At 31.4% G+C, this 22,237-nt stretch carries 11 protein-coding genes; 5 read left to right on the top strand and 6 right to left on the bottom strand.

Annotated features, from left to right (window positions below; genetic code table 11):
- Window positions 1–83: 83 nt before the first annotated feature.
- The 4 genes from CHB63_RS13155 (at window position 84) to CHB63_RS13170 (ending at window position 11,062) form a co-directional block, all read left to right on the top strand.
- Window positions 84–977 (top strand): phage tail protein, encoded by an 894-nt coding sequence (locus tag CHB63_RS13155; protein ID WP_089378928.1) that lies wholly within the window; start codon window positions 84–86, stop codon window positions 975–977.
- A 9-nt stretch (window positions 978–986) separates the two neighbouring features.
- Entirely contained in the window at window positions 987–9,689 is an 8,703-nt protein-coding gene (locus tag CHB63_RS13160; protein ID WP_089378929.1) for a LamG-like jellyroll fold domain-containing protein, read from the top strand.
- Between the two features lie 66 nt (window positions 9,690–9,755).
- Window positions 9,756–10,670, top strand: coding sequence for a hypothetical protein (locus CHB63_RS13165; protein WP_089378965.1), 915 nt, complete (start codon window positions 9,756–9,758; stop codon window positions 10,668–10,670).
- 2 nt (window positions 10,671–10,672) lie between these two features.
- A complete protein-coding gene (locus CHB63_RS13170; RefSeq protein ID WP_089378930.1) occupies window positions 10,673–11,062 on the top strand; it encodes a hypothetical protein in 390 nt (129 codons plus the stop codon).
- A gap of 85 nt (window positions 11,063–11,147) precedes the next feature.
- Here the strand turns inward: CHB63_RS13170 and CHB63_RS13175 are convergent, their stop codons facing one another.
- The 6 genes from CHB63_RS13175 to lpdA form a co-directional block, all read right to left on the bottom strand.
- Window positions 11,148–11,663: a DinB family protein gene (locus tag CHB63_RS13175; protein WP_089378931.1), complete on the bottom strand. Its 516-nt coding sequence runs from the start codon at window positions 11,661–11,663 to the stop codon at window positions 11,148–11,150.
- A gap of 2 nt (window positions 11,664–11,665) precedes the next feature.
- On the bottom strand, window positions 11,666–14,254 hold the full coding sequence (locus tag CHB63_RS13180) for a phosphoenolpyruvate carboxylase (RefSeq protein ID WP_089378932.1): 2,589 nt from the start codon (window positions 14,252–14,254) through the stop codon (window positions 11,666–11,668).
- 96 nt (window positions 14,255–14,350) lie between these two features.
- Window positions 14,351–14,719 (bottom strand): hypothetical protein, encoded by a 369-nt coding sequence (locus CHB63_RS13185; RefSeq protein ID WP_089378933.1) that lies wholly within the window; start codon window positions 14,717–14,719, stop codon window positions 14,351–14,353.
- 60 nt (window positions 14,720–14,779) lie between these two features.
- The gene (gene tilS / locus CHB63_RS13190; RefSeq protein ID WP_089378934.1) at window positions 14,780–16,135 is read right to left on the bottom strand and encodes a tRNA lysidine(34) synthetase TilS; all 1,356 of its coding nucleotides are present in this window, start codon (window positions 16,133–16,135) and stop codon (window positions 14,780–14,782) included.
- Between the two features lie 13 nt (window positions 16,136–16,148).
- Complete coding sequence (gene pabB / locus CHB63_RS13195; RefSeq protein ID WP_089378935.1) at window positions 16,149–17,453, bottom strand: aminodeoxychorismate synthase component I; 1,305 nt, start codon at window positions 17,451–17,453, stop codon at window positions 16,149–16,151.
- A 92-nt stretch (window positions 17,454–17,545) separates the two neighbouring features.
- On the bottom strand, window positions 17,546–18,946 hold the full coding sequence (gene lpdA / locus CHB63_RS13200) for a dihydrolipoyl dehydrogenase (RefSeq protein ID WP_089378936.1): 1,401 nt from the start codon (window positions 18,944–18,946) through the stop codon (window positions 17,546–17,548).
- A 508-nt stretch (window positions 18,947–19,454) separates the two neighbouring features.
- On the opposite strand from lpdA, the gene CHB63_RS13205 reads away from it, so the two are divergent.
- Window positions 19,455–22,237: choice-of-anchor L domain-containing protein (locus CHB63_RS13205; RefSeq protein ID WP_141107314.1), on the top strand; the 2,783-nt coding region annotated here is incomplete at its 3' end.

Consider the following 22,237-nt stretch of genomic DNA (forward strand, 5'->3'; position numbering starts at 1 on the left):
TGGCCTTAAAAGGTTAATTAACAGGTAACTAATAAATCAAAAAACTAAAATAAATACAAATTAACTATCAAGATCTACTAACTATGAAATCAAAATTACTTTTACTATCGTTTTTAATGTTGTTCACTTTTACAACAAATTATGCACAATCATCTGCTGAAACTTCTGGTATTGCCATACAAGGTATTGCCAGAGATATAAATAATACGGCAAGGGCAAACGAAGATATTAATTTAACATTTTCTATTTATTACAAAGTGTTAGAAGTGGCGCAGCCACCAATTGTTAATTATACAGAGCCGTTAACAACAGATGCTTTTGGTGTTTTTTCTCATGTAATTAACAATCCATACACAAATAATAATTTATTTGAAAAATACCAAATGTGGCTAAAGATTGATGAGGGCGGTACAATTATATCTGATGAAAAATTAAAGCATGTTCCTTATGCTATTTCAGCAAACAATGGTGTGCCCGTTGGTTCTATTATGCCATTTGTGGGTACAGTTGCTCCAGCAGGTTGGGCATTGTGTAATGGGCAAGATTTAACGGCAATTGATGGTTCGGAAGCTTTAATTGATTTGTTGGTTAATGACTATGCACCAAACTTAGGTGGTATGTTTTTAAGAGGAACAGGAGGTTCTGGAGACCATGTTGGGCCAGCTTTAAATACTACACAAGATGATACAGCTGGGCCGCATACACACCCTAACGATATTGTAATAACAGGAGGCGAGGCCGATGCTGAGGCGCAAGGGCAATTTACCCTACCTACTGGTTCGCCAGGAATTTTTAACAACGGACGTGGGTTCTTTTTTACTGACATTTTAAATGGAGAAACTGCAACCATAGGAATTAATTCTGATGTGCGAGTATATGAACATGAAACAACTAAAACTGGAGGAGTACAAACCAATACAGGGGTTGTAGAAACCCGCCCAGTAAGTTATGGTGTAAATTATATTATAAAATTATAAGTTATAATTATGAAAAAAATAATTATAACATTGGGCTTATGGCTGTTGGCAACAGGGCTATGGGCACAAAATGATACCGGGGCTAAAGTAGTTCCCGTTTCGCAAGCTATACAAAATAATGGTTATACCATGCAAGTAGGTGTTCCCTATTTAGTTGATACAGAACAGTCATCGACTATAGTAGATGTATCAAACCCAAACATAAACGATGACATATACCCATTTGACATAAGATTCCCTTGGGATGCTTTGTATTTATTTCCAACTTTTGCTGAAGAATCATTTGATGTTTCAAAAGGATATTTTGGGGATAAAATATTAATTAATTGGACATTAAGAGCCAATAATGAACTTGTTACAAATATTAGAATACTTCGCCAGGAATATGTAGATGGTATATTAGACGATGAAAATTATGTTCAAATAGGAAATGTATCAAAATTTGATACCGAATTTGAAGATAAATATGTAGAAGGCGGTGTATTATATGCCTATAAAATAGTAGCTGATGGTGTAAGTGAGATAGAAAGTGAGTTTAGTACTTTTATTACAGGAATTGGATTTAGAAGTCCAACAGCAATTGTAACAGGAAATGTAAGTTATAAAGGAGGTAATCCTGTAGAAGATGTTACTATAAAAGCAACTTCAGAAGGAAGTACAATTAATTTAGGAAGTGCATTAAGAATTCCAAGTGCAGGTAAATTAGATTTTGGTAAGCTAAGCAAACCAATTGATACAGCTGCAACGCTGCAGGTTTGGATGCGTCCGGAATCAGCTTATTCGGGTGATGCAGGACCAAACATTCGTTTGTTTCAATTAAAAGAAATTGAAGGAGCAACAACAATTAATGTTGAGGTAAACTTATTAGAAGCTTCTAATATTTTAAAAGTAAACATTGGAACGGCTGAATATAGAATTCAAAATTTTTACCCTTCAGGCGTAATAGATGAAAGAGGAGATGATGTTTTGGTTCCTGTTACCGATTTTAATAATAATTATGTTCATTTTTCGGTTGTTTTAAGTGATGGAAATGTTCCGTTATTATACATTAATGGTAGAGGGATGACGGTAGCTTATCAAACTGAAGTGAACCAAAAGATAGTTGAATATGATACTGATTACGATGGGGTTTTTGAAGATTATCCAGGTACTTTAGTAGCTATAACTATTCCAACAGCAGTAAATGTATTAGCACTAACACCAACAACTAGTTGGAATAACCTTAATATAGGAAGTGGTAAAGATATTTTAGTTGATGAAATTAGAATTTGGAATAAAGCCAAAGAACCTGCAAATATTAGAACAAATTTTAGACGTTATATAAACGGAAATAATGTAAATTTAATTTCGTATTTAAGCGCTAATGAAGGTGTTGGAGATTTTGCATACGATTTATCTAGAAGTGGTTTTAACTACAATAAAAATAATGGAAAATTAATAAGTGCTATTGCAGCCAACAATGTTACTTGGGTTGCAGGTTCTGGAAATATTCCTAGCGCGAGTCAGCTAGGTATTTTAGGGGTTACAGATGAATTTGGAAATTATGAAATTACTGCAATACCATATTCGGGTACGGGTGAATCTTTTAATATAACACCTTTATTTGGATTGCATCAGTTTGAACCTGGGCAACAGCTAGTTTTCCTTGGGCAAGGAGCAGAAGTTGTTAATAAAATTGACTTTGTTGATATTTCTTCATTTAGCTTTAAAGGAAAAGTATTTTTTGATACTCGAGGCGTATTTAAATCTTTTGTTGAATTAGATGGAGCAGGTATTGAAGGTGATACTCAAATAAGTGGACCAGGAATTTTAGATGAAGGCTATAATTATTATCAAAAAGGTTCTGAGAAATTTTATAAAGGCGCATATTGGTATAATGAAGTTGAAGATCGCCTAGAGCGCTATGCAACAGTTTTTGCTGAAGGCGTAAATGTATACGTAGATGGAACACCTCAATTAGATGAAAATAACGTTCCATTAGTTACAGATGAGAATGGAGAATTTGAAGTGAGCGTTCCAATAGGAAAGCATTTTATCACTTTAAAAAAGGACGGTCATATATTTAGCTATGATGGGCGGTTTCCTAAAAAACCAGCAATTGATGCAATAGATGATGATGGTTTATATGAATTTTTTGAAGATTCTAATGAGCCGGTAATTTTTATAGATAGCACACGTGTTACCGTTGTTGGTAGAGTTGTTGGAGGTGGTGTACAAGCTCAAAAAGTTATTGGATTTGGTGAAGAAGGGTTGTTTGAAAAAACAATTGAAGATGCCGAAGGAGATTCTAAAACCATAACCGTAAGTTCTAAAAATAATATTGGTGTAGCAGATATAACTTTAGGGTACGATCCTCCTGGGGATGGAAATGTGACTGAATACACGAAGTATAATTTTGAAACAAATAGTGAAACGGGTGAATTTAGAGAATCATTATTACCATTAGATTATGAATTATTAGCTGCTGATATTAGAATTCCAAGTTCTACCGATCCAATTGAAAATACAATTTCAATATTAAAGGCAGGAACTAAAGAAGATTTTCCTTTATCAACTGTTGGAGAATTAACAACACCTGAGTTTATATTTGAAGATGGTACTGAAGCATTTGGAGAGCCATACCACCATGTAATTGGTGGCCTTAATTATAGAGTAGATCCTGTATTAAAGGTACTAGAGCAAACCTCTGATGCCACAATACAAATTGGAGAAGAAATATTTAACACAGATGATTTTTCATATCCAGTTTTTACTCAATTTAGGGAATATAAAATTCAATTAAATAGTTTTGAGCGTTATGTAAATTATGATGATGGTGGTGAGGTTGAAGACATTGTACCTATAGTAGATGGGGAATTATTGATTACTAATAATTTAGAATTACCGGGTTCAAAAATATTAGAAAGAGACCCGAATGATTTAAGTATTATTAATTATACGTTTAGAGCTGGTCAAATTAGTATTTCACGACCTTTTACAAAAAGTATTAATATTAAATATAAAGATCCTAAAGGAAATGAAAAAGAAGCGGATATAGATTCTTATAGTCCCAAAGGAATTATTCTAGGTGGACAAGCAGATGATGAACAAACATTTGTAACTGCTGCGCCAGATATACCAGATATTATTTTAAGAGACCCTCCAGGTTCTAATAGTTTTGCTTCTATAGAAAGTGGAGAATCTTTTTCTTTTACTACATCAAGTAGTATTACAGATACAAGTGGAACTGATTCGGAAGTTACTTTATCTTTAGGAGTAGATTTTGAATTAGGAGGAGGTCTTGCTGGGCCGGTAGTTGAAACAAACGTGACCGCCGATGCTAGTGTTGGAATTTCTACTTCAACATCGTCTTCAGATGGTGAGAGTATTACAAAAACGTATTCGTTTTCACAAACTATTTCAACCAGTGATGATCCAAGCTATGTAGGATCTAAAGGAGATTTGTATATAGGACAATCCAAAAATTATTTTTATGGTAGTTTTGATAAGGTTAAACCTTCAAAAACAATACCTACAAAAAATGTAGATGGCAGTTTAGTTCCTATGCCTGACTCTGAATATTTGGTTTTAGGAACTGGCGAAAATCAATTATACATAAGTAAGCAAAAGTCCGTTTTCTTTTTAGAGGAGCCAGCTGAGACATTTTTTATATATTCTCAAAAGCAAATTATAGATGCTTTAATACCAGAATTACAGTTGCTTTCTACACAAGCTGTTACCCAGGCTGAGAAAGAAAACGATCCTGCAATAAAAGACAAACCAGAAATTTTAACGCAAGAGCAATATACAGAGCAAGTTAGTTTATGGCGTAAAATGATTTTAGAAAATGAAAGGTCTAAATACTTAGTTAAGAATGACAGAGCTAATGTAAAGGAGTCATTAGTTACAATTGTGAGTGCCTTTAAAAGTAAATTAGAAGAGGCTTTACAAAGCGATAATACAGATGATCGTTTACAAGGTATTTTAAATGATAAAAAGATTGTTACAGATAAAATACAAACGTTACTAAACAATAATTTTGATGATAATATTTCTTTTGATGCAGGGGTAGGAGAATTTACACGAAGTATTGAAACCAGTCTTGTTGCAGCAAAATCAACTGAATTTAATTTATTTTTAAATTCATCAGTTTCAGGAGAAATCGGTTTTGCATTTAATGGTGTTGGTGGATCTGTTGGTATTTCTGGTTTTACTGATAAAGATTTAAATTCAGCTTTATCTGAAGAAGAGCAAAGTACAGTAACTATTAGTTATACTTTAAAAGATAACGATCGTGCAAATTTATTAAGTGTCGATGTAGTTAATTTATTTGATGGTAATGGACCAATTTTTAGTGTTTTAGGAGGTAGAACTTCTTGTCCTTATGAAGGTCCGGAACTTTCTAATTTTTATAATAATGCCCTATATGATCCTAGTGCCGAAACAATTTCAACATTACCAGAAGGTCTAAGAGAGCAATTAAGTTTTGCAACTCAAAGAGTAGAAGTTCCATTGCTTAGTGTTGAAGTTGCTGAAATAGGAAATGTTTTAGAAGGGAGAAATGCAGAATTTGAATTAATTTTAGAAAACAACAGTGTTTCTGGAACCGATGCAGTTTTTTTATTAAAAGTTGATAATTTAACAAATCCTTATAACGCTTTAATTAATATTGAGCCAAACGGAACCTTGGTAAATGTACCATACGGAGAAAAAGTATATTATACTTTAACATTGGCAAAATCAGTTTCAGATGTATATGATTATATAGGAAGTAATGATGGCGAAGGATTACCACTTGATGATGGTATTAGAATTGTATTGCAATCGCTATGTGATGGTGAAAGTGTAAGTGATGATGTGCGGATAAAAGCGCATTTTCTTCCAACTTGTTCAGAAGTAGTGTTAAGTGCTCCTCTTGATAATTGGGTGTATAATAGAGATGCAGCCTATAATTTAGATGGTTCAACCAATCCGTTAACAATAAATATGATTGGTTTTAATACATCTTTTGCTAGTTTCGAGAAAATAGATTTAGAATATCGTTTGGCAACCTCTCCAAATTGGACACGATTACAAACGTATTATGGGAGCCAGGAATTTAAGGATGAAGCTGATGCAAATAGTGAAACTAATATTGCATTAATTTCAAGCGCAACATTGTTCTATTCATTAGATATTGCAGCATTGAAATTACAAGATGGCTACTATGAAATTAGAGCTAGAAGTTCTTGTACAAATGATACAGAGTTTATCTCAGATGTGATAACCGGAAGAGTTGATTTAAATTCTCCTCAAAAATTTGGAACTCCATTACCAATAGATGGGATTTTAGGAGTTGGAGAAGATTTAAGGGTTGGTTTTAATGAAAATATCTTTTACAATTCAGCAGTTAGTTCTATTGAAATAAAAGGTCAGACAAATCAACTTCCAATTAATAATAGTGTTTCATTATATTTTGAAGGCGCAACAAATACAGCTGTAATAAACAATCCAAAAATTACATCAGGAGATTTAACGTTGGAGTTTTGGATGAACAATAGTACAATTGCCGGAGCTGCTGATATAATTAAGCAAGACGGCGGTTTAAATATTGGGCTCAATAATGGTGAACTATTCTTTACACTGGGTGGTGTTACCGCACAAGGTGGTATTGCAAGTGATGGCTTATTCCATCATTATACATTTACACATAAAAACAGTACAGGAGAAATTAGTATTTATCAAGATGATGCTGAAATTGCAGGTGAAACAGGAAATGCCAATATAGATTTTACGAACAATAATCCATTAGTAATAGGAGGAAATACTTTTATTGGTAATATGCATGATTTACGCTTATGGAATAAAACGATAAGTTTAGAAAATGCCTATGCTAAAATGTATGACAAACTAATTGGGAATGAAGCCAGTTTGATTGGATATTGGCCAATGGATGAAGGTAGAGGTGAACTAGCAAAAGACTTGGCACGCTTTAAACATGCGCAAGTTAATGCAGATTGGGATATTAAGCCAAAAGGAAAATCTTATGATTTTAATAATGGACAATTTTTAGAGTTAGACAATGTAGGTTTTGTTCAGTTAACAAAAGAAATGGATGCTACTATCTCTTTTTGGTTGAAAACTGGAGCAACACAAGAAGCTACCTTATTTTCAAATGGAAAAGGCGATGGATCTGATGTTGTTCAATCAAATGGGTTAACAAATAAGTGGGCTATTAACATTTCTAATTCGGGTATGTTATCACTTGAAAGTGAAGGCAATTCTTATATGTTAACAAGTCAACCAATAAATGATGATACATGGCATCACGTAACTTTATTGTTTAATCGAATAGGATCCTTAAGAACCTATGTAGATGCAGAGCCGGTTACTTCAAACCAAATGGCTGCTATTGGTGGTTTTTCAGGAAATAAAATTTGGTTAGGTGCGAGAGGCGCTAAGGATTTAGCAGGAACTGAAGCAGTAGATAGAACATTTACAGGTAAATTAGACGAATTCCGTTTATGGAATACCTTACGTAATGTAGAGCAAATTAGTAGAGACCGTTTTAATGAAATGGATTTCGAAAGTATAGGTTTACTATTATATGCAAGAATGAATGCTCCGGATGTACAAACTGGAAAAGGACCAAGGTATTATCATGCATATAGCAATCAGAATGTGATACCAAGTGATGCTGTTTTAAGTTCTGGTGAGGTCAATTATTCTGATGATGTACCGGCCATTAAACCGGAAAGAAACTTAATTAAGTTTTTAGTGAATCATGTTATTAATGAAGATGAAATGATTTTGGAACCCGTAGTTACAGATTGGGCTTCGCTTGAAGGTCAGATTTTGGATATTACGGTACACAGAATGTTTGATGATGCTAATAATATGCAACAATCTCCTATAACATGGACCGCTTATGTGAAACGTAATGAGGTTAGCTGGTTTGTAGAAGGATATAATGAAATTGTTGATATTGTTAAAGATAGTGGAGAAGAGCAATCATTTGAAATTACCTTAATAAATAAAGGAGGAAATGGGCAACCATATACTATTAACAATGTGCCAAGTTGGTTGAAACTAAGTAGTTCTTCAGGTACATTAGAACCTGATAGTAGAGTTATAATTACTGCAACTATTGATAAGGAAATAACTCCTGGGGATTATCTTGAAAATTTATATTTACAGACCGACTTTGGTTATGATGAGAAATTAACTATTCAAATAAAAGTGCTGGCAGAGGAACCAGATTGGGAAGTTGATCCAACTGATTTTGATTATAGTATGAACATTGTTGGTAGAATAAAAGTTGATAGTAAATTCTCTGAAGATTCTTATGATAAGATAGCTGCATTTTATAATGGAGAGGCGAGAGGTGTAGTTAATTTAATTTACCTAGAATCTTTCCAGGAATACTATGCATACTTAACAGTTTATAGTAATAATGTGTTTGGAGAAGAACTTGAATTTAGTATTTGGGATGCGTCTCAAGGTAAAATTTTAGTGGCCTCAATTGATTCAAATTCAACTATAACATTTAAAGAAAATGAAGTGATGGGAACTTTAACCAATCCTGTTATTTTTGAAAACTCTGATGTATTGGTGCAAGATATTGAATTGAATAAAGGGTGGACTTGGGTTTCTTTAAACGTAAACGATTCAAAGTTTACAGATCTAAACGCACTTACACAAGGTATGAACTTAGATACTGATGACAGAATATTAAGCCATTCTCCAGCTCAATTAGAAACGTATTACAAAGATGAATCTAATTCAGGAAATAGTACTTGGTCGGGTACAGTAAGTGCAAATGGAGGATTGTCAACTTCTAAAATGTACAAGGTGAACTTTGATTTTGAGCAGTCATTGGATGTTAAAGGTATTCCTATAGATATTTCAACCTGGAGTTTTCCAATTAAAGCAAATTGGAACTGGTTACCGTATCCATTACTTGGAAATCAATCTACAAATGAAGCATTGGCATATTTTGATGCCGTAGATGGAGATGTAATTAAATCTCAAAATTTATTTGCAATTTATGATCCAATTAATGGTTGGAATGGAACTTTAAATTATTTAGTTTCTGGAAATGGATATATGATAAAATCCAGTAAGGATCAGACTTTTTCGTATCCAAACTATCTAGGGAAGCCAATTAGTGGTAAATCAAGTGAAATTGTAATTAATGAAAAACAGGATAAGATAGCTGATGAATTTACTAAATATGCTGAGAATATGAACGCAATTGTTCAGTTGCCAGAAGGCTATAATGAGTTATTTGTTTATGATAGTGCTGGCGTTTTAAAAGGTAAAGCAACGAATCAAATAGTTAACGATGCAGAATTAAGTTTTATAACTATTTATGGTGATACACCAGAGACATTAGTGTTTTATATTGGAGATGGACGTGCTAAAAAAGTAACTGTAAAAACGTTTAACTTTAAAAGTAATAACGTGCTTGGTACTGTTTCCAAACCAATAATATTAGAAGATTTTTCTAACACTATTAGTGTGTTTCCAAATCCGTTTGAAAATGACCTAACTATTAAGGTTGATGCGGTTGAAGGACAAGTAGTAACTATTCAATTGTATAATTTAATGAGTCAATTGTTATTTACTAAAAAGTTCGAAGTTACAGAAGGAGTTAATTTGTTGAAATTCTCACCAAAAGTAGCTACTGGAACGTACCTGTTACAAGTGAAAATGAAGGAGAGTACTGTAATTAGTAAGATAATTAAAAACTAGTATTCAAATTATGTAGCACCTGGAATTTGCATTTTGGGTGCTACTATTTTAAATAAAATAATAAATATGAAAAATTATATATATAGTACATTGGTACTGTTTTTTATAGGGTTTAATGCATTTGGCCAGACTCCCAGTTGGTCGGTAAATGAAAACGATTTTCAATACACAATGTCTTTTGTGGCATTTGTAAATGTTGATGGAATTAACTTATCAGATTCAAATGACAAGGTTGCAGCTTTTGTAAAAGGAGAATGTAGAGGTGTAACAAATTTAACGTATGTAGCTAGTGAAGATAGCTATTATGCGTATTTAACTGTTTTTTCAAATGAGAATAATGAAACATTAAATTTTAAGATATATGATTCTGTAAATGATGTTGTAAAGGAAGTTGCAAAAACAGAAAGTTTTGAAATTAACGAACACAATGGAAATTTGTTTCAAGCATTAAGTATAGCAAATCCTGCATTAAGTAGTAATGCTGAAATTTTAGATTTTGGTTTTAATGGGGTAATTATTAATGATATGTCAATTTCAGGAACTCAAATTACTTTAGATATAAACAAAAGTGAAAACATAACAGACCTTAATGCCATTTTTGAGTTAAGCTCAGGGGCGCAATTATATATTGGAACAGAGAACCAAATTTCAGATGGGAATTCAATTGATTTTAGTAATCCGGTTCAATTTCAGGTGTTATCTGAAGATCAGTCTGTTCTAAAACAATGGAAAGTAACAGTTAATTTAAGTGCAGGTATTGCAACTTATTATAAAAAAGATGCAGTATGTTATCAAGGAGGAGTTCTTAAAGTAGTTTTTACAGAAAATAATTTAGAGGCGGTATTATCAAAAGATGGAAGTACATATGCAACACAAACTATTCACAATGGCGAGGCTATTTTTAGCGACCTGGAAGTTGGGACTTATAATGTTAAAGTTGGAGGAAATGTAAAAGAAATAACTATTAATTTAAAAGAATAATTATGAAAATTAAAATATATAGCATTTTTATAGCGTTATTATTGGTGTTTATAAGTTGTTCTAAAGATGAAGAATTTATAACTATTTCACCAGCAAACATATCCTTTGTACACGAGGATGGAACTGATATTCCTATAAATGAGTGTATAAATCCAGATGGGAAATATGCCGTAAAAATTGAAACTAAAGCAGAAGGTTCGGGTACATATAAAGTGATTAGTGTAGATTATACTATAAATGGTGTTTTAAGAACAATGACATTTTTAAAAGAAGGGGCTCAAATAAACCCGATAACACTTATAGATGGTTTAAACACCGTTCAAATTGTGGAAAGTGGTTATACAAGTAATATTAATTTTGTTGCCCAAGGCGATTTTGAATTGGTAGAGTAAAAAATATAGTATTTTAAAAACAAAAAAACCAGTAGAATTGATTTTCTACTGGTTTTTTTATATTTATATAAAAAAAATGATTCTTTTAAAGATACTTTTCTTTAATAATTTTTAAATGATGTATTTGATGGCCTGCAATTATAAAGCCTAATGCTCTAACGGACATATCTTGTTCGTTAAGTGAACCTGTTGTTGCTAACATTTCAGTTGTAAAACTTGAAAATAAGGTAATATTAGATTCTCTTAAATAAGTAAATTCTTCCAATAATTCGTGAAAATTTCTATTATTGGCGTTTGAATTTTCAACATACCAGTCTTCATTAAAACCAGGAAGGTTGGTAAGGTCGTTTCTTGCAAAACATAATGCTCTGTAGCTTAAAACTCGTTCTGCATCAACAATATGTTGTACAAGCTCTTTTATGGTCCATTTACCAATTTCATACCTGAAAAGTAATTTTTCTTCAGGTAAATCTTTCAAGGTCTGCATTACATCATCTAAAGATTTACTTAATACTTCAATTAAATTTACAGCACCTAAAGCTTTAATATAACCACTGTAAAATGGTGGATATTCGCTTTTTGTTAATTGAGATGAATTCATAATTATGCTGAGTTTCTACTTGCATTAATATTTCCAAATAAAGATCTGGTTACTATTTTTTCGTAAACTTCGATCAGTTCTAAATCTGGATTTTCGTCTTTTTGTAATTCTTGTATTTTACGTAATGCAAATTGTTGAATTGTAAGTAAAGGCAATACAATATTCTCTCTAATATCAATTGAAGCTTTTCCATCAGGGTTATTTTGCATTAAAACATCATAACCAGATAGTTTTAGAATCAATCTTTTAGAAGTTAAATATTCTTCGTGAATAATTTTCCAAAACTCACCAAATTCTTGGTCTTCAGACATATATTCAGTCAATTCAAAAAATGATTTTGAAAGTGCCATCATACTATTTCCAATAAGTGCTTTAAAGAAATCTGAGTTTTTATAAAATTGTTTAATTTTTTCAAAATCACCACTATCTTCATACTTTTTTAAAGCAGTACCAACTCCATAAAATCCAGGTACATTTTGTTTTAACTGACTCCAGGAACCAACAAAAGGAATTGCACGTAAATCAGCAAAATTTAATTCTTTTGATTGTGAGCGTTTTGATGGTCGGCTTCCAATATTGGTTTTTGCATAATATTTTAGTGTACTCATGCGCTCTAAGTAAGGCATAAATTTTGGATGATTTTTAAAGTCTACATATGCCTTATAGCTAGTTAAAGCCAAATCATTCATAATATCTGTATCATTCTTTGTCATGATATTATTAGCATTGCTAAATAATTCATTTGAAATACCAGAACTTAACAATTGTTCAATATTGTATTGAGAAGAGTCTAATGTTCCAAAATTAGAACTAATAGTTTGCCCTTGAACTGTTAATTGTATTTCTTCATCTTCAATTGTTGGACCTAATGATGCATAAAATTTATGTGTTTTTCCTCCTCCACGAGCAGGTGGACCACCACGACCATCAAAAAAGATAACTTTAATACCAAATTCTCTTGATATTTTAGTTAAGTTTTCTTTGGCTCTAAAAATAGACCAGTTTGCCATTAAATAGCCTCCGTCCTTAGTTCCGTCAGAGAACCCTAACATAATAGTTTGTTTGTTGTTTCGGCTGTTTAAATGCTTTTTATACGCTTCATTAGTGTATAATTTTTCCATTACCACAGCTGCATTTGTTAAATCATCAACTGTTTCAAATAATGGAATAATATCTGCGGAAATATCATGATTGAAACCACATAAATTAAACATGGCAAAAGTTTCCATTACATTTAAGGCAGTTTGGTTATTGCTAATAATGTATCTGTTAGCACCTTTTTCACCATTTCTTTCCTGTATGGTTTTAACAGCATAAATAGAGCCTAAGGTTTTGGAGACCATTTCATCTTTAAAGATTGAAATATCAACATAGTCAGAAACCTTTGAAAGGATTTCTATTTGTTCATTTTCAGAAAGATCAAGATAATCTTTTGGAAATAATTTACTTCCATTGTTTTGCAAAGTGGTTACAATATCAGAGAACACATTGTGATGAACTCTACTATCTTGTCTAATATCTAAAGTGGCAAAATGATAACCAAAAATAAAGACCTTGTTTAGTAAGTCGTTTACATCCTGTACATATAAAGATTGGTGTTCAACTACCAATGTTTCCTTTATTTGCTCCAGTTTTTCGATAAATTCATTCAAAGGAAGCATCGTATTTAATTCAGGATTTACACTGTTTTCAAACAAAATTGCTTCTAATTCAGAAATAGCTTGTTCAACACCTTTAAAAGTTAATTTTCTTTTTAAAATACGTATATCTCGGTAGTAATTTTTTAAGATGGTTTGCTTTAATCGTTTAGCTACATTTAAAGTCATTTCTGTTGTAACAAATGGGTTTCCATCTCTATCTCCACCAGGCCAAAATCCAAGATTAATTATTTCGTTATCAACAGGTTTATTTTCAAAAATATTACTTTTTATATAATCATAAACTTTTGCAATTGAGTGATAAAAAACATTTTCCAGGTACCAAATTAAATTTACAGCTTCGTCATAAGGTGTAGGCTTTTCGTGCTTAAAAAATGGAGTTTTACCTAATTGAGCTAATAATTGATTAATTTTAAGTAAATCATTTTTTTCAATTGCAGCGGTTAAATCCGTAATAATTCCTAAAACGGTTCCAGGGTAAAACTGAGTTGGATGTGCGGTTAACACAACACGAACTTTAAATTCTTCGAGGTGTTTTTTAAGTGCTTCTTTTTTATTTTCTAAAGCAGCAGTTTCTTTACTATTACGCAAAGTACCAACTCCATCCATATTATTTACAATAGGGAAAGCGGCATCTTCAATGGCATCAAATAAAACAACTTGACGTTCTATATATTGAATAAATTTAAAGAGAAGTTGTATTTTCTCATTTTCAGTTGGATTTTGCTGATAGGTTTTAAAGAAATTTTCTACAATTTCTGTTGGGTTTTTTTTATTAGAAAAACCATTTTTGCAAATATCATGAAAGAGAGGCAGTAATACTCCTGTTTTGGTAATAGTGTCAAAAGGAAGTGTCATAAATATACTATTGTATATTTGATATTTAGACAGTACATTCTCGTTAAACCTTTCAAGTTTTGGTTGTTTATGCATAGTTTTTTAGTTATAAGTGCGAAAATTACAAAAGCTTCACTAAAAATAGTGTTTTTGTTGCATTAATTTTACGAAATCGTTTTTTTTGTGAATGCTTTATTTATGAGGGATATAGAGCCTGTATAAGTCAGATACTTTAAAAAAACTTTTTTCCATATTAAGTTGATGATAAACATTGGCATAGGTTTCATAAATAAATTTACTTGGAGTTCTATCCATTCTTTCAATTGGAATAGTAAAGTAACCTTCTTTTATTTTTTTTTCATCTAAAAAAACAAACCTATATGAGTTTAAGTTTAATTTATTATTGATTGAAAAGGTGCTATTTATTTCTGTTGATTTATTTATTAAAGTGAAAATACTAATAGGTACTAATTGTTTTTCATTTTCTTCAATTGTTTCTTGTGAAAACATTCCAAAAGAAGCTAAAATAAAGAAAATACAATAAATCTTATGAAATCTCATACGAATAGATGCTAACTTTAACAAGTTAAGTTAGTCAAATTAAAAATAGTAAACAAATTATTATTTGAATTTAGATTTAATTTTTAAGATTTTTGAAGTTGTTTTAGTAACTTTAAAACGATCATCCAATCTTTTGCCAATTACCCACACAATATCATTATTTGAACATAGCAACCAGGTATTTTCTTTATCGATTAAAGACATTTTAGTGTCCTTAAAGAATTTGCTTAATTTCTTTTTTCCAAGTAATCCAATTGGGTAAAAATAATCTCCTTTTTGCCACTTTCTAATAATTAACGGGAATTTAATTTTATTGTAATCAACTGTAATTGTATTAAGATCATTAAAAATCAATTCCTCAAAAACTTTATTTTGGTGGTTTTTTGTATCAAAAGGAATATCAATTGTTTTAAATTTTAATTTGATAGGTTGTTTTATTTTTAACGTATTTTCTGGGATTTCATAAATAGTTTGTTTTTCTGAAGGTGTAATTTCAGATAAAATTAAAGCAGTTCTATCTTTTAATAAACGATGTGTTTCACTAAAAACTTGCTTACCGCTTTGAGCATCTAATAAATCAGAAACGTCACCCCATTCTGTAAAATTATATTCCTTTAAAAGTTCATACAAATATATTTTAGGATCGCTTAATTTCTTTAATTCTTCAATATTAAAATGTGTTTCATTTGTATGAATACTAACAATTTTTTCTTTAACATTTTGAATTCTATCCTTTATAATTTGCTGACTTCCTTTTAGATTTTCTAGTGTATTGCTTAATGTATTTAATAAATTTGGATTTATTTCTTTCAAAAAAGGAATAACTTTATGTCTAATTTTATTACGAACATACTTTGTAGATATATTGCTCTCATCTTCACGCCAATTTAACTTGTTTTTTGTTGCGTAAATTAATATTTGATTTGTAGAAAAAGGCAATAAAGGTCTTACTATATTTTTGTTAATTGTAGGAATTCCGGTTAATCCATCTAATCCAGTTCCGCGCGTAAAATTGATTATTATAGTCTCTAGTATATCATCTTTATGATGTGCGGTAATCACATAATCTAAGTTGTTATTTAATGCAATTTCCTGAAACCAATTATAGCGTAGCTCACGTGCTGCCATTTGAGTAGAAAGACCATTTTCTGAGGCGTATTTTTCGGTTTCAAATTGAATGGTGTATGTTGGAATTTGTAAATCTTCTCCTAATTCTTTCACAAATACTTCATCCTTATTGCTTTCTTTTCCACGTAAAGAGAAGTTACAATGTGCTAACGAAATATTATATTTAAAAGAATGCAATAAATGAGTTAGCACAACACTATCTATTCCGCCAGAAATAGCAATTAACAATTTTTTATCCTTAAGAAATGGTAAATTTTGATTAAGATGTTTTTGTACTGCTAATTTCATTGGGTAAATATAATTAAATGGTGTTTAACAATACTTGTTTCATTGCTTTAGCCTTTAACAAGCATTCTTCATATTCTTTTTCTGGAATTGATTTTGCAGTTATTGCACCACCAACTGAATAAGAAACATATTTTTTTGTTTTGTTGTACAAGATACTTCTAATAATTACATTAAAATCAAAGTCGCCTTTTGGAGTGAAATATCCAACCGCTCCAGAATATAAACCACGTTTGGTTTCTTCCAATTCTTCAATTATTTTCATTGCTGAAATTTTTGGAGCACCGGTCATACTTCCCATTGGAAAGGTATCTTTTATAAGATCAACCGGGTGAACATTTTTATCCACCTTACAAGAAATGGTTGAAATTAACTGATGTACTTGTTCAAAAGTATACACCTTGCACAGCTCATCCACTTTTACAGAACCTTTTACGGCCGACCGAGATAAATCATTTCTAACTAAATCTACAATCATTATGTTTTCGGCTCTCTCCTTTGGATTTTGCTCTAATTCTGCAATGAGTTTTAAATCTTCTTCCTTATTTAAAGCTCTTTTCTCTGTTCCTTTTATTGGCTGAGAAATTACGTTCTCACCATCCTTTTTTAAATATCGTTCTGGGGAAGCAGAGAGCAAAAATTTATCATCTAATTTTAAAAATGTGGCAAAAGGAGGTTTAGAAATTTCATTTAAATTTTGGTAAATTTCAACAGGATTTATAGTTGAATTTATACTATAAAATTCCTGACAAAAACTAACTTCGTAGATGTCACCTCGGTGGATGTGATTTAATATCGAATTCAATTTTTGATAATATTCGTCTTTATGAATTCGAAGTTTTATCTTAATTGGGTTATTTACTTTTTGCTTTTTGCTTTTAGCTTTATACAGGTTTATTTCTGATAAATCTGTTTCAATTTCTTTCTTAAATTGAGAGATATATTTAATAGTAACAGTAGTTCCTTTTATAAAAAATATTTTTTTAGGTTGAAAAAAAAACAAGTCAGGAAAATCTAATTCATCTAAATTATTGGAAGTTAAATTTTCAAGGTCATTTTTTAAATCGTACCCTAAATACCCGAAAATATAATCGTTAACATTTGTTTGATATTCTTTAAGTTTTTGGAATGCATTTTTATAATCAGTTTCAATTTCAGAAAATGCATCAATAGCCAAAACCGCATCAAAATTTGAGTGTTTTTGATGGTAATCGTTACTATCTAACCAAACAGCAGTTTTAAATTGCTGTGCCCAAACCAATAATTGTGATTTAAATTCAGAAATATTTGAAATCTGAAAAGTTTTTCTTGTTCGTTGCATTGAAGCAAAAATATAAAAGTCCTTTCAATTTGAAAGGACTTTTTTGGTATATGTCATTCCTGTGAATACAGGAATCTATTTATTTTATAAGATTAACTATGTAAAGCTCTATCATGTACAGCTAAACAAGCTTCTTTAAAAGCTTCTGTAAAAGTAGGGTGTGCGTGTGATGAACGTGCTATATCTTCTGATGAAGCTCTAAATTCCATAGCAATAACAGCTTCAGCAATCATATCTGCAGCTCTAGCTCCAATCATATGAACACCTAAAATTTCATCAGTTTCTGCATCAGCCAAAACTTTTACTTGGCCGTCAGTATCCATACTTGCTCTTGCTCTGCCTAATGCACGCATGGCAAAAGATCCAGATTTATAATTAACACCAGCTTCTTTTAATTGTTCTTCAGTTTTACCAACTGCAGCAACTTCTGGCCAAGTGTATACAACACCTGGAATTAAATTATAATCTATATGTGGTTTTTGTCCGGCAATTAACTCTGCAACCATCGTTCCTTCTTCTTCAGCTTTGTGAGCTAACATCGCACCTTTTACCACATCTCCAATTGCATAAATGTTAGATGCATTTGTTTGTAAATGTTCGTTTGTTTCAATTTGTCCTCTTTCGGTAACTTTAACACCAGTATTTTCAAGACCTAAACCCAGCGTGTAAGGTTTTCTTCCAACTGATACTAACGTGTAGTCACCTTTAAATTCAGTTGGAACTCCTTTTTTGTTATCAGCTGTTACAATAACTTCTTTTCCTTTAGTTACAACGGAAGTTACTTTATGACTAGTAAAGAATTTAATACCTTGTTTTTTCAAAGATTTCTGTAACTCTTTAGAAAGCATACTATCCATACCAGGAATAATGGTTGGCATATATTCAATTACTGATACTTGTGACCCTAATCGGCTATAAACAGAGCCAAGTTCTAAACCTATTACACCACCACCTATAATAATTAGATGTTTAGGAATTTCTTTTAAGCTTAAGGCTTCTGTTGAGGTAATTACTCTTTTTTTATCTAATTTAATAAATGGCAACGTTGCTGGTTTTGAACCCGTAGCAATTATTATTTTAACAGCTTCAATTTGTTCTATAGAGTCGTCAGCTTTTGAAATATTTATATGTGTTGCATCAACAAAACTTCCAAAGCCTTGAAATACATCAACTTTATTTTTGTCCATTAGAAAATTAATCCCGCCAGAAGTTTGTGCAACTACTTCATTTTTTCGGGAAATCATTTGATTAAAATTTATTTCTAATCCTTTTACGTCAATTCCATGTGTTGCAAAATGTTTAGTAGCATCATAATAATGATGCGAAGAATCTAACAATGCTTTTGATGGAATACAACCTACATTAAGGCATGTACCTCCTAAAGTAGTGTACTTTTCTATTATTGCAGTTTTTAATCCTAATTGCGCACACCTAATTGCCGCAACATATCCGCCAGGTCCTGAGCCAATAATGGCTACATCATATTTACTCATAAGTTTTAACTAAAGTTAAGCTACAAAAATAGATTTTTTTATTTATTCAATGCAATATTTAACTAATTAATAAAAGATTAGAAAATAATACCACTTTGATTTTGAAATAATATAATCTTGAGTTTGCAATTTAATTAAAACTCTAGTAATCAAGCGTATAAAAAAGTGTTTTTGAATTTTTAGAAAAGAGCTGTTCAATTAGATGATATTTATCACCATTTGTTAACTAATTACTTCCATTTGTTAAATTCCTTAATAATAACACCCTAGAAACTCAGGGATTTAACAAATCTAAAGTATATTTGTTGTAGAAATGAAAATGTTTCCCCGCAAGAATCATAAGTTTTTTACCCCACAGATTTAAAATATTTTTTATTAAATAGTATAAGTTAGACCCCATACCCCAACAAATTTAGACCCCTAAATAAGGATCTAAATTAGATATATGGTTTTGGTGTTTGCAGCTTTTTTACAAGAGCTAAACTAGTTTTAACTAAATAAAAAGATTATGAAAAAAATTACTTTAGTAGCTGTCTTAGTTTTATTGTTTTTTTCAGCAGAGGTTTTAGCTCAAAAGACGAATGTGTCATCAAGAGTCCCTGAAAAAGTAAAAAATAAAAATATTTCTTCTAAAAATAGTTCTGCCGCCGGGGTATTATCTGTTGCAGGGTCTATAGCCGTAGCTGAAGACGCGACATATAATTCTTATAATGTTGAGCAGTTAGTTAATAACTTATTAATTTCAGGTTGTCTTAGTACAAGTAATATTAGATATGGTTATTATGAAAAAATTTCGTCATCTTGGGTATGGAAAAATCATAATTGGTCTTCATCTCCAGGTGCAAGACAGTTAGGTTATTTTAATCAATCTTCATCAACATTTCCAATTGATGAAGGATTAATTTTTACTACTGGTAGAATTGATTCTGCTGAAGGAGCTAACGATACGGGAAGTAAAACAGATGCAATGAATAGTAAGGCAAGTGATCCTGACCTTGCAAGTATTACAGGAAGAACAATGTATGATGCATCTGTTCTTGAATTTGAATTTGTGCCAAAAGGAACAATGGTTGAATTTAAATTTGTATTTGCTTCTGAAGAATATCTTGAATATGTAGAAACAAAATTTAATGATGCTTTTGGTTTTTTCTTAAGTGGACCAGGAATAAATGGTACTTATACAAATAACGCAGTTAATTTAGCAGAATTGCCAAATGGAGACGCGGTTACAGTTAATAATATACACTCTGCGGGTACAAATGTGGATAATGTAACTTTTGGTCCGAAAAATGAAACTTATTATATTAATAGCCCAAGTGGTTCAACTACAATGCAATATGATGGTATGACTACGGTTTTAACAGCTTCTTATACAGTTGTACCTAATACTACTTATAAAATAAAAATGGCTATTGCAGATGCATCAGACCAAAAATGGGATGCAGGTGTGTTTTTAAAAGCAAAAAGTTTTAATACCAACACTTTAATTGTTAATAATCCGGATGCAGTATGTGCGCCTTTAACAGTAAATTTAGAAAATGCTGCTATAACTGCTGGAAGTTCTGCAGGATTATCATTCTCTTATTGGGAAGATGAATTTGCAACTTTACAAGTTTCTGACCCTACTCAAGTTGGTGATGGAACATTTTATATTAAAGCTTATGATGCAGTTTCTGGATGCTCTGAAGTCAAGCCAGTAATTGTAACAGTAAATAATGTTGAAATAATTGAAGAGTCTAATGTTGATTTAATATGTTTTGGAGGAAATGATGGTTCATTTATAGTATCTGCATTTGGAGGTACGGCACCATATTCTTATAGTTTGGATGATATTGATTATAGTAATACTTCTGGTATGTTTTCAAATCTTATAGCTGGGACGTATACGGTTTATGCCAAGGATGCTATTGGTTGTAAGGATTTAACTCCCGTTACAATTACATTGTCAGAGCCGTCGAGTGGTACATGTAGAATTTCAACAACTAATTGTCCGCCAACAGATATAGAACCAGTTTGTTATGATGGTGATGGAGGCACACCTGTTTTATGGTCTTCTCCTCAATTCTCATTTAATTGCTGTACAACAGGTTCAGCAGGAGATTCATATTCGGCTGTAATGGATTTTAATTTTCCAGAAAACAAATTTATTTGTTGGAATTTTGAGAAAGTTCAAAGAGTTGGAACTAATAATTTAAGACTTTGGCAATCACAAGGTTCTGATAACTCTTATACAACTCCATTTTTTTATTTCAATAATGATATTGATTATGACAACGACAGTAATATAGGTACAGAAATTGTAACAGAACTTTTAGCTTTAGATTCAGATGATGTTATTGATTGGACAATTGAATTAATTGATAATAATAATGTAGTGATATTTACAGATACTTATATAAATATTAGTAATGCTTTGAACGGTTTACCAATATCTATTTTAATACCTACGAGTGTTTCTAATGGAGTTTATAAAATTAAACATAGTTTTAGTGAGGTAAGTGGTAATCCTTCACAATCAAATATTGTAGTGGATAGATTATATTTTAATGGAACTGTTACAAGTGATTGTACAGGAGGCTTAAACTTTTTTGTTACATCTACTCACAACCCGGGAGATGAATTTCCTGTTGGGACAACTTCAATTGAGTATACTGCTACTTTAGTGGAGCCAGGAAATGGAAATGGAGATTCAATTGTTATATCTTCAGATTCTTGCTCATTTAATGTGAATGTAATTGAATTAAAAGCTTCAGGATCTACACAAACCAATCCTACTTGTTCTAATACAAATGGACAGATAGATTTAACAGTTACTGGTGGTTCAGGTTATACTTATGATTGGACTACAAGTGATGGTAGTGGTTTGGTAGATGATGCGGAAGACCAAACAGGTTTATCAGGAGGAACATATAGTGTAACAGTAACAGATGAAAATGGATGTGAAGTTACAAAAGAATTCGTTTTAATTCAAGGAGAAGGCCCAAATCCTCCAACAGGAGATGCCGTTCAAACTTATTGCTCAACCGATAATGCTACTATTGCAAACTTATTAGTAGGAGGTGTTGCTATTAAATGGTATGCTACGGCTGATTCAAGAGATGAATTAGCTAGTAATGAAGCTTTAGAAAATGGAGAAAATTATTTTGCTACTCAAACAGTTGATGGATGTGAAAGTGAACGTTTTGAGGTAACAGTAACAATAGAAGATAGTGTAAAGGCAGATGACTTAGAAGATGTTACAGAATGTGATAGTTATACATTACAGCCATTAACGAATGGGTCATATTTTGA

Source organism: Lutibacter flavus, from assembly GCF_900188355.1.
GTDB classification, from domain to species: domain Bacteria; phylum Bacteroidota; class Bacteroidia; order Flavobacteriales; family Flavobacteriaceae; genus Lutibacter; species Lutibacter flavus.